The 14018-nt window shown below is 57.6% G+C and carries 17 protein-coding genes; 13 read left to right on the top strand and 4 right to left on the bottom strand.

Annotated elements, in window-relative coordinates; translation table 11 throughout:
- Positions 1-15 precede the first annotated feature (15 nt).
- The 4 genes from eutC to eutR are packed head-to-tail and all read left to right on the top strand — an operon-like array spanning position 16 to position 3181.
- Complete coding sequence (gene eutC, locus KOSB73_RS22425; protein WP_098141044.1) at positions 16-909, top strand: ethanolamine ammonia-lyase subunit EutC; 894 nt, start codon at positions 16-18, stop codon at positions 907-909.
- Positions 910-918: 9 nt separating this feature from the next.
- Positions 919-1578: an ethanolamine utilization microcompartment protein EutL gene (gene eutL / locus KOSB73_RS22420; RefSeq protein ID WP_004123400.1), complete on the top strand. Its 660-nt coding sequence runs from the start codon at positions 919-921 to the stop codon at positions 1576-1578.
- 10 nt (positions 1579-1588) lie between these two features.
- Complete coding sequence (eutK, locus tag KOSB73_RS22415) at positions 1589-2080, top strand: ethanolamine utilization microcompartment protein EutK (RefSeq protein WP_064343083.1); 492 nt, start codon at positions 1589-1591, stop codon at positions 2078-2080.
- A 48-nt stretch (positions 2081-2128) separates the two neighbouring features.
- Positions 2129-3181, top strand: a complete 1053-nt coding sequence (gene eutR, locus KOSB73_RS22410) for an HTH-type transcriptional regulator EutR (RefSeq protein ID WP_004870747.1) — start codon at positions 2129-2131, stop codon at positions 3179-3181.
- A 133-nt stretch (positions 3182-3314) separates the two neighbouring features.
- On the opposite strand, the gene hemF is transcribed toward eutR, so the two are convergent.
- Together hemF and amiA are read right to left on the bottom strand one after the other, a co-directional pair.
- Positions 3315-4214 carry an oxygen-dependent coproporphyrinogen oxidase gene (gene hemF, locus KOSB73_RS22405; protein ID WP_098141008.1) on the bottom strand — a complete coding sequence of 300 codons (900 nt, stop codon included), beginning with the start codon at positions 4212-4214 and terminating at the stop codon, positions 3315-3317.
- Entirely contained in the window at positions 4214-5089 is an 876-nt protein-coding gene (amiA, locus tag KOSB73_RS22400) for an N-acetylmuramoyl-L-alanine amidase AmiA (RefSeq protein ID WP_004870750.1), read from the bottom strand. Before amiA ends, hemF begins: the two co-directional genes overlap by 1 nt.
- 211 nt (positions 5090-5300) lie before the next feature.
- Here amiA and KOSB73_RS22390 point away from each other — a divergent pair, with 211 nt between their 5' ends.
- The 9 genes from KOSB73_RS22390 (at position 5301) to cysM (ending at position 12855) form a co-directional block, all read left to right on the top strand.
- On the top strand, positions 5301-5726 hold the full coding sequence (locus tag KOSB73_RS22390; RefSeq protein WP_004853033.1) for a GNAT family acetyltransferase: 426 nt from the start codon (positions 5301-5303) through the stop codon (positions 5724-5726).
- Entirely contained in the window at positions 5713-6162 is a 450-nt protein-coding gene (locus KOSB73_RS22385) for a DUF2919 domain-containing protein (protein WP_004870752.1), read from the top strand. Before KOSB73_RS22390 ends, KOSB73_RS22385 begins: the two co-directional genes overlap by 14 nt.
- Positions 6163-6225: 63 nt before the next feature.
- Positions 6226-6801, top strand: a complete 576-nt coding sequence (locus tag KOSB73_RS22380; RefSeq protein ID WP_098141007.1) for an RpoE-regulated lipoprotein — start codon at positions 6226-6228, stop codon at positions 6799-6801.
- Between the two features lie 96 nt (positions 6802-6897).
- Positions 6898-7797 (top strand): Dyp-type peroxidase, encoded by a 900-nt coding sequence (locus KOSB73_RS22375; protein WP_049088209.1) that lies wholly within the window; start codon positions 6898-6900, stop codon positions 7795-7797.
- A 219-nt stretch (positions 7798-8016) separates the two neighbouring features.
- A complete protein-coding gene (cysP, locus tag KOSB73_RS22370; protein ID WP_004870758.1) occupies positions 8017-9033 on the top strand; it encodes a thiosulfate/sulfate ABC transporter substrate-binding protein CysP in 1017 nt (338 codons plus the stop codon).
- Positions 9033-9866 carry a sulfate/thiosulfate ABC transporter permease CysT gene (gene cysT / locus KOSB73_RS22365; protein WP_004123378.1) on the top strand — a complete coding sequence of 278 codons (834 nt, stop codon included), beginning with the start codon at positions 9033-9035 and terminating at the stop codon, positions 9864-9866. The genes cysP and cysT overlap by 1 nt, the downstream gene beginning before the upstream one ends.
- The gene (gene cysW, locus KOSB73_RS22360) at positions 9866-10741 is read left to right on the top strand and encodes a sulfate/thiosulfate ABC transporter permease CysW (protein ID WP_004870763.1); all 876 of its coding nucleotides are present in this window, start codon (positions 9866-9868) and stop codon (positions 10739-10741) included. The genes cysT and cysW overlap by 1 nt, the downstream gene beginning before the upstream one ends.
- A complete protein-coding gene (gene cysA / locus KOSB73_RS22355; protein ID WP_004123374.1) occupies positions 10731-11825 on the top strand; it encodes a sulfate/thiosulfate ABC transporter ATP-binding protein CysA in 1095 nt (364 codons plus the stop codon). The genes cysW and cysA overlap by 11 nt, the downstream gene beginning before the upstream one ends.
- A 118-nt stretch (positions 11826-11943) precedes the next feature.
- On the top strand, positions 11944-12855 hold the full coding sequence (cysM, locus tag KOSB73_RS22350; RefSeq protein ID WP_098141006.1) for a cysteine synthase CysM: 912 nt from the start codon (positions 11944-11946) through the stop codon (positions 12853-12855).
- Here cysM and KOSB73_RS22345 read toward each other — a convergent pair.
- Positions 12852-13256 (bottom strand): YybH family protein, encoded by a 405-nt coding sequence (locus KOSB73_RS22345; protein WP_098141005.1) that lies wholly within the window; start codon positions 13254-13256, stop codon positions 12852-12854. The genes cysM and KOSB73_RS22345 overlap by 4 nt on opposite strands.
- Positions 13257-13301: 45 nt before the next feature.
- On the bottom strand, positions 13302-14009 hold the full coding sequence (locus KOSB73_RS22340; RefSeq protein ID WP_004870773.1) for a type 1 glutamine amidotransferase: 708 nt from the start codon (positions 14007-14009) through the stop codon (positions 13302-13304).
- Positions 14010-14018: the final 9 nt, after the last annotated feature.

Raw genomic sequence — 14018 nt, 5'->3', positions numbered from 1 at the left:
CGGGGATGACATATGATGGATCAAAAGCAGATTGAAGAAATTGTACGTAGCGTGATGGCGTCAATGGGACAACCGCAAACGACTACGCAAGCGCCTGAGGCGACGGTGGCGAAATGCGCCAGCCAGTGTGAGGTGGCGGCGGAGAGCTGCACGCTGGATTTAGGTTCGCCAGAGGCGAAAGGCTGGATTGGCGTGCAGCAGCCGCATCGCGCGGAAGTGCTGGCCGAACTGAAGCGCAGCACCGCGGCGCGCGTGTGTACCGGCCGCGCCGGCCCGCGTCCGCGCACCCTCGCGCTGCTGCGCTTTCTCGCCGACCACTCGCGCTCCAAGGATACGGTGCTGAAAGAGGTTCCGGAAGAGTGGGTGAAAACCCAGGGATTGCTGGAGGTACGCTCCGAAATTAGCGACAAAAACCTCTACCTGACGCGCCCGGATATGGGCCGTCGGCTGAGTCCGGAGGCGATTGAGGCGCTGAAGGCGCAGTGTGTGGCGAATCCTGACGTTCAGGTGGTGGTGTCCGATGGCCTCTCTACCGACGCGATCACCGTCAACTATGAAGAGATCCTGCCGCCGCTGCTGTCGGGGCTGAAGCAGGCCGGGCTGAAGGTCGGTACGCCGTTCTTCGTCCGCTACGGGCGGGTCAAAATTGAAGATCAGATTGGCGAAATCCTCGGCGCGAAAGTGGTGATCCTGCTGGTGGGCGAACGTCCGGGGCTGGGGCAGTCGGAAAGCCTCTCCTGTTACGCCGTTTATTCGCCGCGCGTGGCCACCACCGTCGAAGCGGACCGGACCTGTATTTCAAATATCCACCAGGGCGGCACGCCGCCGGTAGAAGCCGCCGCGGTGATCGTCGATTTGGCCAAACGCATGCTGGAGCAGAAGGCTTCCGGCATCAACATGACTCGGTAAGGAGGCATCATGCCTGCATTAGATTTAATTCGCCCTTCGGTGACGGCCATGCGCGTGATTGCTTCAGTGAATGACGGCTTTGCCCGCGAGCTAAAATTACCGCCGCATATACGTAGCCTCGGACTCATCACGGCGGATTCAGATGATGTGACTTATATTGCCGCTGACGAAGCGACAAAACAGGCGATGGTCGAAGTGGTATATGGCCGCTCGCTCTACGCCGGCGCGGCTCACGGTCCTTCGCCAACCGCAGGTGAAGTGCTGATTATGCTGGGCGGCCCGAACCCGGCGGAAGTTCGCGCCGGTCTGGATGCGATGGTGGCGCATATCGAAAATGGGGCCGCGTTCCAGTGGGCCAACGATGCCGAAGATACGGCGTTTCTGGCGCACGTGGTGTCGCGAACCGGCTCTTATCTCTCGTCTACCTCCGGTATCGCGCTGGGCGATCCGATCGCTTACCTGGTGGCGCCGCCGCTGGAGGCGACCTTCGGCATCGATGCGGCAATGAAATCGGCCGACGTTCAACTGGTGACCTACGTGCCGCCGCCGTCGGAAACCAACTATTCCGCCGCGTTTTTGACGGGTAGCCAGGCCGCCTGTAAAGCCGCCTGCAATGCCTTTACCGATGCCGTTCTGGATATTGCCCGTCATCCAATCCAGCGCGCGTAAGGGGGAAGCGATGATCAACGCCCTGGGATTACTGGAAGTGGACGGTATGGTCGCCGCCGTTGACGCGGCGGATGCGATGCTGAAGGCGGCCAACGTGCGGCTGCTCAGCCATGAGGTTCTCGACCCCGGCAGGCTGACGCTGGTGGTGGAAGGCGACCTGGCGGCATGCCGGGCGGCGTTGGATGCCGGCAGCGCTGCGGCGCAGCGTACGGGGCGCGTTATTAGCCGTCGGGAGCTCGGTCGCCCGGAAGAGGATACCCAGTGGCTGATCGGCGGCTTTCAACGGCCGCCGAAAGCGCCCGAGCCGCCTGAGCGGTCCGAGGAAGCGGAATCCTCCGCGCCCTTACTGACGCTGCTGGCGTCGGCGCGTCAGGGAATGACGGCCGGGGAAGTGGCCGCGCATTTCGACTGGTCGCTTGAGGAAGCCAGGAAGGCGCTGGAGCAGCTGTTTTCTACCGGAGCGTTGCGTAAACGCAGTAGCCGCTATCGCTTAAAAAATTAACCTGTCGGAGGTGCCGGGAGCGTGAAAACGCTCCCGGTTTAAAAGATCATGAAAAAGAAAACACCGGTCAACCTGCACCATCTTTATCATGAAGCATTACCCGAAGACGTTAAGCTAACGCCGATGGTCGAGGTGGACAACGTTCACCAGCGGCGAACCACCGATGTCTATGAACATGCCCTGACGATTACCGCCTGGCAGCAGATTTACGATCAGCTTCATCCCGGGAAATTCCACGGTGAATTTACTGAAATCCTGCTCGATGATATTCAGGTCTTTCGTGAATATACCGGTCTGGCGCTGCGCCAGTCCTGCCTGGTGTGGCCTAACTCGTTCTGGTTCGGTATTCCGGCCACCCGCGGCGAGCAGGGATTTATTGGCTCGCAGTGCCTCGGCAGCGCCGAAATCGCTACCCGGCCCGGCGGCACGGAGTTCGAACTCAGTACGCCGGACGATTACACCATTCTTGGGGTGGTCATTTCAGAGGACGTGATTACCCGCCACGCGGGCTTCCTGCATCACCCGGAAAGAGTGCTGCATATGCTGCGTAATCAGTCGGCGTTGGAAGTTAAAGAGCAGCATAAAGCGGCGCTGTGGGGCTTCGTGCAGCAGGCGCTGGCGACGTTCAGCGAGAATCCGGAAAACCTGCATCAGCCCGCGGTGCGCAAAGTGTTGGGCGATAATCTGCTGCTGGCGATGGGGGCGATGCTGGAGGAGGCCCAACCGATCGTCACCGCCGAGAGCATCAGCCATCAGAGCTACCGGCGGCTGCTGTCCCGGGCGCGGGAGTATGTACTGGAGAATATGTCGGAGCCGCTGACCGTTCTCGACCTGTGTAATCAGCTGTACGTTAGCCGCCGCACGCTGCAAAACGCGTTTCACGCGATTCTCGGAATAGGGCCGAACGCGTGGCTGAAGCGTATACGGTTAAACGCGGTGCGCCGGGAGCTGATCAGCCCGTGGTCGCAGAGCGCCACGGTTAAGGATGCCGCAATGCAGTGGGGATTCTGGCATTTGGGCCAGTTCGCCACCGATTATCAGCAGCTGTTCGCCGAGAAACCGTCGCTGACGCTGCATCAGCGGATGCGGCAGTGGGCGTGATGGCGATTGATTTACCGGATGGCGTTTCGTGCCGTTATCGTAGGCCTGATAAGCGTAGCGCCATCGGGAAAAACAGCGCCGGATGGCGGCGTAAACCCCTTATCCGGCCTATGAACCGCGCCATCAGGCAATTTTATACCCAGTCGCGCACCTGAATGAACTCGCCTAGCGCCGCTTCCGGGCTATCCGCTGCCGGCTGGTAGTTATATTCCCAGCGTACCAGCGGCGGCATCGACATCAGGATGGATTCGGTGCGGCCGCCGGTTTGCAGGCCGAACAGGGTGCCGCGATCCCATACCAGGTTAAACTCCACGTAGCGCCCGCGACGGTAGAGCTGAAAATCCCGCTCGCGTTCACCCCAGGCTATTTCCCTGCGTCGCTCGACAATCGGCAAATACGCCTCGGTATAGCCGTTACCCACCGCCTGCATAAAGTTGAAGCAATGGTCGAAGCTGGGGGCATTCAAATCATCGAAAAACAGTCCGCCGATGCCGCGCTGCTCGTTACGGTGTTTGAGAAAGAAGTAGTCATCGCACCACTTTTTATAACGCGGATAAACGTCTTCGCCAAAGGGCTGGCACAGATCGCGGGCGGTACGATGCCAGTGAACGGCATCTTCTTCAAAGCCGTAGTAGGGGGTTAAATCGAAGCCGCCGCCGAACCACCATACTGGATCGGCGCCCGGTTTTTCCGCGATAAAGAAACGCACGTTGGCATGGCTGGTGGGGATATAGGGGCTGCGCGGATGCACGACCAGCGATACGCCCATCGCTTCAAAGCTGCGGCCAGCCAGCTCAGGACGGTGAGCGGTAGCGGAAGCCGGCATCGCATCGCCGTGCACGTGCGAAAAATTCACGCCAGCCTGCTCAAAGATCCCGCCATCGCGCAGCACCCGGCTGCGCCCGCCGCCGCCGCCTTCCCGCTGCCAGCTATCTTCGATGAATTCGTCGCCGTCAACAGCGCTGAGCTGTTGGCAGATAGCATCCTGGAGCTGAAGAAGGAAGGCTTTTACCTGGTGCGCATCGGGTCTCATTAACGTCTCTTCGAGTGGGCTTTCTGGTTATCGAACCAGTGGAAATAGCTGATAATGCCGTTGGCAATCGCCGTGGCGATTTTTTGCCGGAACGCGGTGGTGCCGAGCAGTTTTTCTTCGTTCGGATTGGTAATAAACGATGTCTCCACCAGCACCGACGGAATCGACGGCGATTTCAGCACCACGAACGCCGCCTGCTCGGTATTGCGGCTGTGCAGCTTATGCACCGGCTTAATCTTTTTCAGGATATGCGAGCCGAGCGTCAGGCTGTTTTTGATGGTATCAGTTTGTACCAGGTCGAACAGCACTTGCTGCAATAGATGGTCTTTATCCGTCGTTTTCTTGCCGGCCACTTCATCCGCCCGGTTTTCTCGATCCGAGAGATATTTTGCCATGGCGCTACTGGCGCCGCGGTTGGAAAGGGCGAAAACGGAGGCGCCGGCCGCGCTCGGGTTGGTGAAGCCGTCAGCGTGAATTGACATAAAGAGATCGGCGCCGTGCTGGTGGGCGATCTCCACGCGGTCATAGAGCGGAATAAAGGTGTCGCCGCTGCGCGTCAGGCGCGCATCGATACCGTTGCTGCGCAGGATGCTGCGTACGTTTTTGGCGATCGCCAGCACCACGTGCTTCTCTTTTGAACCGTTATGGCCGATAGCACCGGTGTCAATACCGCCATGGCCCGGGTCGAGCATCACGACGCGTTTGGCGCCTTTTTTCTTCGCTGCGGGTTTGCTGTGCCCATTGGATGTCTTCAATGGCTGTTGTTCTTTCGCGCTGGCCTGTGAGGCGATCCCTGAAAGCGTGATTGCTGCCAGCCCGGCTTTCAGCACCTGGCGGCGCGAAGCAAGTATTTTTAAAGGTTTAAAAGTGCTCATTCGGCCTGAATTGCAAACAAGTGGTAACCAATGTTATATCGTATCGTGTTTTCTGATACGACCATTCAAAATAAGAATTGTTTTACTTTTCATTTCAATACATGACAAAGTCATATTATGCCATTTTTTGCGGCTCATTGCGCCTGATATTGGCTATCGGGCACAATCGCGCCATAATCTCTGTTTTTAACCGTCAATGGTGGGGAATACCATGGAGATACGCGTTTTTCGCCAGCAAGATTTCGAAGAGGTCATTACCCTGTGGGAGCGTTGCGATCTCCTGCGCCCATGGAACGATCCGGAAATGGATATTGAACGTAAGCTGAATCACGATGCCAGCCTGTTCCTGGTCGCCGAGGTTAACGGGGAAGTGGTCGGCACGGTGATGGGCGGTTATGACGGTCATCGCGGGTCTGCTTATTATCTGGGGGTGCATCCTGAATATCGCGGACGCGGTATTGCTAACGCGCTGCTTAATCGGCTGGAGAAAAAGCTGATTGCCCGCGGCTGCCCGAAAATAAACATTATGGTACGCGAAGATAATGATGTGGTGCAGGGAATGTACGAACGCCTTGGCTATGAGCATTCAGACGTGCTGTGCCTCGGCAAGCGCCTAATTGAAGATGAAGAATACTGAGTTTATCCCCGCCGATTTTGATACCCACGGCCGCCTGCGTTTACCGTTTCTTTTTTGGTGCGTGCTGCTGCTTCAGGCGCGGACGTGGGTGCTATTTCTGATGGCCGGCGCGTCGCGCCAGCAGGGCGACGCGCTGCTGAATCTGTTTTATCCGGACCACGATAATTTTTGGCTGGGGTTGCTTCCCGGCATCCCGGCGGTGCTGGCGTTTATCATTAGCGGGCATCGTCAGCGCTTTCCCCGGCTCTGGCCCCTGATGCGCTGGCTGCTGGCGCTTTCCCAGCTATTGCTGTTGGTCTGGCAACCGCTGCTGTGGATGAGCGGCGAATCGCCCTCGGCGGTGACCATCGGCCTGCTGGCGGCGGATCTTTACGCGCTCTGGTGGCTGTTGAGCAGCCGTCGGCTGAAGGCCTGTTTTCGCGAAGAACAGGTTTAACGGCACTTTTTGCCGATCGCGCACTCCAACATGCGTTGAATAAATCAGAAAGGACACTCAGTCATGAAATCGCTACGTTTACTTCTCTGCGCACTACCGCTGGCTTTAACCGGCTGCTCGACGATGAGCTCGGTGAACTGGTCGGCGGCCTATCCGTGGAACTGGTTTGGCTCCTCCACGGAAGTGACCGAACAGGGCGTAGGCAACCTGACGGCGTCAACGCCGCTGAGCGAACAGGCGCTCGGCGATGCGCTCGGCAGCAGCTACCGCCTGCGCAGCGGCATGAAAACGGCTAACGGTAATATTGTGCGCTATTTCGAAGCGTTAAAAGATGACAAGGTCGCGCTGACCATCAACGGCGAGAGCGGGACTATCAGCCGCATCGACGTGCGCGATAGCAATATCAAAGCCGCCAGCGGCGTGAAAATCGGTACCCCGTTCAGCGATATCTACAGCAAGGCGTTTGGCAACTGCCAAAAAGGCAGCAACGACAACGGTGCCGTGGTGGAATGCAAGGCCGAGGGCAGCCAGCATATTAGCTATGCTTTTACCGGCAACTGGAACGGTCCTGAAGAGTTAATGCCTTCCGACGACACGCTGAAGAACTGGAAAGTGAGTAAGATTATCTGGCGCCGCTAATTTGATCTGAAGTGATTCGAGGTCCTGAAAAAGCGGGTACAATAGCGCCTTAAAAAAGCCACAGCGTTGTGGCTGTCCTATTTTTCAGGAGGAGCGATGTCTCAGGTTCAGAGCGGCATTTTGCCGGAACATTGCCGTGCGGCGATTTGGATTGAAGCAAATGTCAAAGGCGATGTTGACGCCCTGCGTGAAGCCAGCAAAGTGTTTGCCGATAAGTTAGCCACCTTTCAGGCGAAATACCCGCAAGCGAAGCTGGGGGCGGTGGTGGCTTTTGGCCATAACGTCTGGCGTCAGCTGAGCGGCGGCGTTGGGGCCGAAGAGCTAAAAGACTTTCCGGCCTACGGCAAAGGTCTGGCGCCGTCGACCCAGTACGATGTGCTGATCCACATTCTCTCCGCGCAGCATGAACTGAACTTCTCTGTGGCGCAGGCGGCTATGTCCGCTTTTGGCGCAGTAGTTGATGTTAAAGAAGAGATTCATGGTTTTCGCTGGATTGAAGAGCGCGATCTGAGCGGCTTTGTCGACGGTACTGAAAACCCGGCCGGCGAAGAGACGCGCCGTGAAGTGGCGGTGATTCAGGATGGCGTCGATGCGGGCGGCAGCTACGTATTCGTGCAGCGCTGGGAGCACAACCTCAAGCAGCTTAATCGCATGAGCGTTCCTGACCAGGAGATGATGATTGGCCGCACCAAAGAAGCCAACGAAGAGATTGACGGCGACGATCGTCCGGACACCTCTCACCTGAGCCGCGTGGATCTGAAAGAAGAGGGAAAAGGGCTGAAGATTGTCCGTCAGAGCCTGCCGTACGGCACCGCCAGCGGTACCCACGGCCTCTACTTTTGCGCCTACTGCGCCCGTCTGTACAACATTGAGCAGCAGCTGCTGAGCATGTTCGGCGATACCGACGGTAAGCGCGATGCGATGCTGCGTTTTACCAAACCGGTGACCGGCGGATACTACTTCGCGCCTTCGCTGGATAGACTGCTGGCGCTGTAAGATTTCCCCTCTCCCCACAAGGGGAGGAAACCGTTCGGCGCGGCAGGCAAGCGTCGAACGGTTTCCGGTTCTGGATGAGTGATTCAGATAAGCTTTGCCATTTCCTTATTCTCTTTTCGACTTCCAAATCGCCAAACGGTATATAAAACCGTTACTCCTTTCATAGCCGTTATAAATATGATGATCAGCAGAAAATCATCATATTGATAAGGGTGCGCAATGGCCGTTAAATCATTAACAAAAGGATATCTGGCGCTGGCTGCTTCTGTGCTGCTGGTCGCGCAGGCGCAGGCGACGGAACTGCTGAACAGTTCTTACGATGTTTCCCGCGAGCTGTTTGCCGCCCTTAACCCGCAGTTTGAACAGCAGTGGGCGAAAGATAACGGCGGCGATAAGCTGACGATTAAACAATCTCATGCCGGGTCATCAAAACAGGCGCTGGCGATTCTGCAGGGGCTTAAGGCCGACGTGGTGACCTACAATCAGGTGACCGACGTCCAGATTCTGCACGACAAAGGCAAACTGATCCCGGCGGACTGGCAAAGCCGTCTGCCGAATAACAGCTCGCCGTTTTACTCGACGATGGGATTCCTGGTGCGTAAAGGTAACCCGAAAAATATCCACGACTGGAATGATTTAGTGCGTTCCGATGTGAAGCTCATTTTCCCGAACCCGAAAACCTCCGGCAATGCCCGTTACACCTACCTGGCGGCGTGGGGCGCGGCGGACAAAGCTGACGGCGGTGATAAAGCGAAAACCGAGCAGTTTATGACCCAGTTTCTGAAAAACGTCGAAGTGTTTGATACCGGCGGGCGCGGCGCAACCACCACCTTTGCCGAGCGTGGGCTTGGCGATGTGCTGATTAGCTTTGAATCTGAAGTAAATAACATTCGGAAACAGTACGAAGATCAGGGCTTTGAGGTAGTCATTCCTAAAACCAATATCCTCGCGGAATTCCCGGTCGCCTGGGTGGATAAAAACGTGCAGGCCAACGGAACAGAGAAAGCGGCGAAAGCCTACCTGAACTGGCTCTATAGCCCGCAGGCGCAGACCATCATCACCGATTACTCCTATCGCGTGAATAACCCGGACGTGATGAACAAACTGAAAGATAAATTCCCGCAGACCGATCTGTTCCGCGTGGAAGATAAATTTGGTTCCTGGCCGGAAGTGATGAAAACCCACTTTACCAGCGGCGGCGAGCTGGACAAACTGCTGGCGGCGGGGCGTAAGTAATGTTTGCAGTATCGACTAAACGCGTGCTGCCGGGCTTTACCTTAAGCCTCGGGACCAGCCTGCTGTTCGTCTGCCTGATCCTGTTGTTGCCGCTCAGCGCGCTGGTGATGCAGCTTGCCCAGATGAGCTGGGCGCAGTACTGGGATGTGGTCACCAACCCGCAGGTGGTGGCGGCCTATAAAGTGACGCTACTCTCGGCGTTTGTGGCGTCGATTTTTAACGGCGTCTTCGGCCTGCTGATGGCGTGGATCTTAACCCGCTACCGCTTCCCGGGCCGCACGCTGCTGGATGCTCTGATGGATTTGCCGTTTGCGCTGCCGACGGCCGTTGCCGGCTTAACCCTCGCGTCGCTCTTCTCCGTGAACGGGCTGTACGGCGAGTGGCTGGCGAAATTTGATATTAAAGTCACCTATACGTGGCTCGGTATCGCGGTGGCGATGGCCTTTACCAGCATCCCGTTTGTGGTGCGTACCGTGCAGCCGGTGCTGGAAGAGTTGGGCCCGGAATATGAAGAAGCGGCGGAAACCCTGGGCGCCACGCGCTGGCAGAGCTTTCGCAAGGTGGTGCTGCCGGAGCTCTCCCCGGCGCTGATGGCGGGCGTTGCGCTGTCCTTTACCCGCAGCCTCGGTGAGTTTGGCGCGGTGATTTTTATCGCCGGCAACATTGCGTGGAAAACGGAAGTGACCTCGCTGATGATTTTTATCCGTTTGCAGGAGTTTGATTACCCGGCGGCGAGCGCGATTGCTTCGGTGATCCTCGCGGCCTCGCTGCTGCTGCTGTACTCGATTAACACTCTGCAAAGTCGCTTTGGTCGACGCGTGGTAGGTCATTAATGGCGATCGTTGCTCAATTGAAGCGTTATGACGCTCCCCGCATTAACTGGGGAAAATGGTTTCTGATAGGTGTTGGGGTGCTGGTTTCTGCCTTCATCCTGATTGTGCCGATGGTCTATATCTTCGTGCAGGCCTTTAGCAAAGGCCTGATGCCGGTACTGCAAAACCTTGCAGACCCGGACATGCTGCACGCCATTTGGCTAACGGTCATGATTGCCTTGATTACCGTACCGGTAAACCTGGTTTTCGGTACGCTGCTGGCGTGGCTGGTGACGCGCTTTACCTTTCCAGGCCGTCAGCTGCTGCTGACGCTGTTGGATATACCGTTTGCCGTCTCGCCGGTGGTGGCGGGCCTGGTTTATTTGCTGTTTTACGGTTCTAACGGTCCGCTGGGCGGCTGGCTCGATGAGCATAACCTGCAGATTATGTTTGCCTGGCCGGGCATGGTCCTGGCGACCATTTTTGTGACCTGTCCGTTTGTGGTCCGCGAACTGGTGCCGGTGATGATGAGCCAGGGCAGCAATGAAGATGAGGCGGCGATTCTGCTCGGCGCGTCGGGCTGGCAGATGTTCCGCCGGGTTACGCTGCCCAATATTCGCTGGGCGCTGCTCTACGGCGTGGTGCTGACTAACGCCCGCGCGATCGGTGAATTCGGCGCCGTGTCGGTGGTTTCCGGCTCAATCCGCGGCGAAACCTTATCGCTGCCGCTACAAATTGAACTACTGGAGCAGGATTACAATTCCGTCGGTTCGTTTACCGCCGCCGCACTGCTGACGTTAATGGCTATTTTGACCCTGTTTTTGAAGAGTATGGTGCAATGGCGTTTGGCCAATCAGGAAAAACGCGCGCAACTGGAGGGAAATCATGAGCATTGAGATTGCCAATATTAAGAAGTCTTTTGGTCGCACGCAGGTGCTGAATGATATCTCGCTGGATATCCCCTCCGGACAGATGGTCGCGCTGCTGGGGCCGTCAGGCTCCGGGAAAACCACGCTGCTGCGTATCATCGCCGGGCTGGAAAATCAGTCCAGCGGCCATATCCGTTTTCACGGTACCGACGTCAGCCGCGTGCATGCGCGTGACCGTAAAGTCGGCTTCGTGTTCCAGCACTACGCGCTGTTTCGCCATATGACGGTGTTCGACAATATCGCCTTCGGCCTGACGGTACTGCCGCGTCGTGAACGACCGAATGCTGCCGGCATCAAGGCAAAAGTCACCAAGCTGCTGGAGATGGTCCAGCTGGCGCATCTGGCGGATCGCTATCCGGCCCAGCTTTCCGGCGGGCAGAAGCAGCGCGTCGCGTTAGCGCGCGCGCTGGCGGTTGAACCGCAGATTCTGCTGCTGGATGAACCTTTTGGCGCGCTGGACGCCCAGGTCCGTAAAGAACTGAGACGCTGGCTGCGTCAGCTGCACGAAGAGCTGAAGTTTACCAGCGTATTTGTTACGCACGATCAGGAAGAGGCGACCGAAGTGGCCGATCGCGTGGTGGTCATGAGCCAGGGCAATATCGAACAGGCCGATGCGCCCGATCGGGTATGGCGCGAGCCGGCCACGCGTTTTGTGCTGGAGTTCATGGGCGAAGTTAACCGCCTGAAGGGAACCCTTCGCGGCGGTCAGTTCCACGTCGGCGCGCATCGCTGGCCGTTGGGCTATACCCCGGCGTACCAGGGGCCGGTCGATTTGTTCCTGCGTCCGTGGGAAGTGGACATCAGCCGTCGCACCAGCCTGGATTCGCCGCTGCCGGTACAGGTGCTGGAAGCGAGCCCGAAAGGCCACTACACCCAATTAGTTGTGCAGCCTCTCGGGTGGTATGACGAACCGCTAACCGTGGTGCATCAGGGTGAAGACGCGCCGCATCGCGGGGAACGCCTGTTTGTTGGCCTGCAGAACGCGCGTCTGTACAACGGCAATGAACGTATTGAGCCGCGCGAGGAGCTTGCTCTGGCTGAATCGGCCTGATAGCTTATTGCGTAGTTTATCGCCCGGTGGCGCTTCGCCTATCGGGCCTACAGTAATCACTGCGTCTTGTAGGCCGGGTAAGCGAAGCGCCACCCGGCTTTTTTATTGAGTAGAAATCGTGAATACACTCGAATACACCATCGGCAATACTCCTCTGGTCAAACTGCAGCGCATGGGGCCGGACAACGGCAGCGAAATATGGGTCAAACTCGAAGGCAACAATCCCGCGGGCTCGGTGAAAGACAGAGCGGCGCTGTCGATGATTGTCGAGGCTGAAAAGCGCGGAGAGATTAAGCCCGGTGATGTGCTGATTGAAGCGACCAGCGGCAACACCGGCATTGCGCTGGCGATGATCGCCGCGCTTAAAGGCTATCAGATGAAGCTGCTGATGCCGGACAACATGAGCCAGGAGCGCCGTGCCGCCATGCGCGCCTACGGCGCGGAGCTGATTCTGGTGACGAAAGAGCAGGGAATGGAAGGCGCGCGTGACTTAGCGTTAGCAATGGCCCAGCGCGGCGAAGGCAAGCTATTGGATCAGTTCAACAATCCTGATAACCCGTACGCGCACTACACCACCACCGGGCCGGAAATCTGGCGGCAGACTGACGGGCGGATCACCCATTTTGTCTCCAGCATGGGCACCACCGGCACCATTACCGGCGTATCGCGTTTTCTGCGCGAGCAGGATAAAGCGGTGAGCATCGTCGGACTGCAGCCGGAAGAGGGGAGCAGTATTCCCGGCATTCGCCGCTGGCCTGCCGAATATATGCCGGGCATTTTTAACGCGCAGCTGGTGGACGTGGTGCTCGATATCCATCAACAGGATGCCGAAAACATCATGCGGATGCTGGCGGTGAAGGAAGGGATTTTCTGCGGCGTCAGTTCCGGCGGCGCGGTGGTGGGCGCATTGCGCGTTGCCCGCGAAAATCCCGGCGCGGTAGTGGTGGCGATCGTTTGCGATCGCGGCGATCGCTACCTTTCTACCGGTGTATTTGGCGAAGAGCATTTTACCCAGGGCGCGGGAATTTAAACCTCGGGCGCGTCGAGCAGGTCGGTACCGTAGGAGTTATCCACGGTGCAGAGCCAGCGTTCGCCCTGCTGACGAAAGACATAGGTTGCGCGCCGCGTGACCTGTGTTATCCCGGCTTCCGTCGGGATATCCAGCCGGGTTTCCATAATCACCAGCGCATTGCCGCCGCCTTCGATGATCTCCATTTTTCCCTGCGTCACCACCAGCCGGTGCTGAAAATAGTCGGCAATGGCGATAAACGCGTTGCGGATATTTTCTTTGCCTCTGGCCACCATGCCTGGTTTGACGACCAGCGCGGCGTCTTCAGCGTAATACTCCATCAGTGTCGCGTAATCTTCCTGGGAGATAGCGCGATCGCAGGCTTCGATGGCGGCTTTAAGCTGTAGGTTGGGATTGTGCATTTGTGGCGATTCTCGCATTGTCGGGCTTGAATAAAAGCGTTTTGCTTACTTTGCCGTCAGCTTATCAAGGAACACCCATAGCTTCTCATTCATTTCGCGATAATCCCAGGCGCGCATCTCCTGTTCACTACGAATGAAACGCCTGCCTCTGGCGGCGCTAAGCTCCTGCTGTGAATGGGCGATAAGCAGCTCGATGACCTCAGCGTCAAACTCCATGTGGCACTGGAAGCCATAGACCCGGTCGCTGTATTTCACAATTTGCCGCGGGCAGCCTTCGCTGGAGGCCATCACTTCCGCCTCTGGCGTCAGGCCCGGCATATCGTTATGCCAGTGGCCGACGACCAGCGAGGGGCCAAAATGGGCCAGTTTGTCATCCTGCAGGCCCGCGGTGGTGAGCGTGATGGGATAGTGGCCGACCTCTTTTTCCGGGCTCTGCATGACCGGCGCGCCCAGCGCTTCACCGATAAGCTGCGAGCCGAGGCAAATCCCCACCACGATCCGTCCTGCGGCAATGGCCTGCGCAATCAAACGCTGCTCGGCGTGGCTATCAAACCAGGGGCACTCAGTTAATGTGGTGCGCGGCGACTGCGGGCCGCCGAGCACAACCAGCATATCAAAGGCGTTGGCGTTTTCCGGGAGCGCATCTCCCGCATATACCCGAGACCAGCTGATACCGTAGCCGCGCGCCTGCGCCCAGCGCAGGTAAGCTCCCGGCGCTTCAAAGACTTCATGGACGATAAAGTGGATCTGCATAGCGTTAAC

Origin of the sequence: Klebsiella grimontii (assembly GCF_900200035.1) — a bacterium.
Classification (GTDB): Bacteria; Pseudomonadota; Gammaproteobacteria; order Enterobacterales; family Enterobacteriaceae; genus Klebsiella; species Klebsiella grimontii.
The sequence above is the reverse complement of the archived record's forward strand: the minus strand, read 5'-3'. Positions and strand labels throughout refer to the sequence as shown.

What these genes read in the sequence shown, in the direction of transcription:
- eutC (WP_098141044.1), top strand. Translation starts at nt 16, where the DNA reads ATGGATCAAAAGCAGATTGAAGAAATTGTACGTAGCGTGATGGCGTCA.
- eutL (WP_004123400.1), top strand. Translation starts at nt 919, where the DNA reads ATGCCTGCATTAGATTTAATTCGCCCTTCGGTGACGGCCATGCGCGTG.
- eutK (WP_064343083.1), top strand. Translation starts at nt 1,589, where the DNA reads ATGATCAACGCCCTGGGATTACTGGAAGTGGACGGTATGGTCGCCGCC.
- eutR (WP_004870747.1), top strand. Translation starts at nt 2,129, where the DNA reads ATGAAAAAGAAAACACCGGTCAACCTGCACCATCTTTATCATGAAGCA.
- hemF (WP_098141008.1), bottom strand. Translation starts at nt 4,214, where the DNA reads ATGAGACCCGATGCGCACCAGGTAAAAGCCTTCCTTCTTCAGCTCCAG.
- amiA (WP_004870750.1), bottom strand. Translation starts at nt 5,089, where the DNA reads ATGAGCACTTTTAAACCTTTAAAAATACTTGCTTCGCGCCGCCAGGTG.
- KOSB73_RS22390 (WP_004853033.1), top strand. Translation starts at nt 5,301, where the DNA reads ATGGAGATACGCGTTTTTCGCCAGCAAGATTTCGAAGAGGTCATTACC.
- KOSB73_RS22385 (WP_004870752.1), top strand. Translation starts at nt 5,713, where the DNA reads ATGAAGAATACTGAGTTTATCCCCGCCGATTTTGATACCCACGGCCGC.
- KOSB73_RS22380 (WP_098141007.1), top strand. Translation starts at nt 6,226, where the DNA reads ATGAAATCGCTACGTTTACTTCTCTGCGCACTACCGCTGGCTTTAACC.
- KOSB73_RS22375 (WP_049088209.1), top strand. Translation starts at nt 6,898, where the DNA reads ATGTCTCAGGTTCAGAGCGGCATTTTGCCGGAACATTGCCGTGCGGCG.
- cysP (WP_004870758.1), top strand. Translation starts at nt 8,017, where the DNA reads ATGGCCGTTAAATCATTAACAAAAGGATATCTGGCGCTGGCTGCTTCT.
- cysT (WP_004123378.1), top strand. Translation starts at nt 9,033, where the DNA reads ATGTTTGCAGTATCGACTAAACGCGTGCTGCCGGGCTTTACCTTAAGC.
- cysW (WP_004870763.1), top strand. Translation starts at nt 9,866, where the DNA reads ATGGCGATCGTTGCTCAATTGAAGCGTTATGACGCTCCCCGCATTAAC.
- cysA (WP_004123374.1), top strand. Translation starts at nt 10,731, where the DNA reads ATGAGCATTGAGATTGCCAATATTAAGAAGTCTTTTGGTCGCACGCAG.
- KOSB73_RS22345 (WP_098141005.1), bottom strand. Translation starts at nt 13,256, where the DNA reads ATGCACAATCCCAACCTACAGCTTAAAGCCGCCATCGAAGCCTGCGAT.
- KOSB73_RS22340 (WP_004870773.1), bottom strand. Translation starts at nt 14,009, where the DNA reads ATGCAGATCCACTTTATCGTCCATGAAGTCTTTGAAGCGCCGGGAGCT.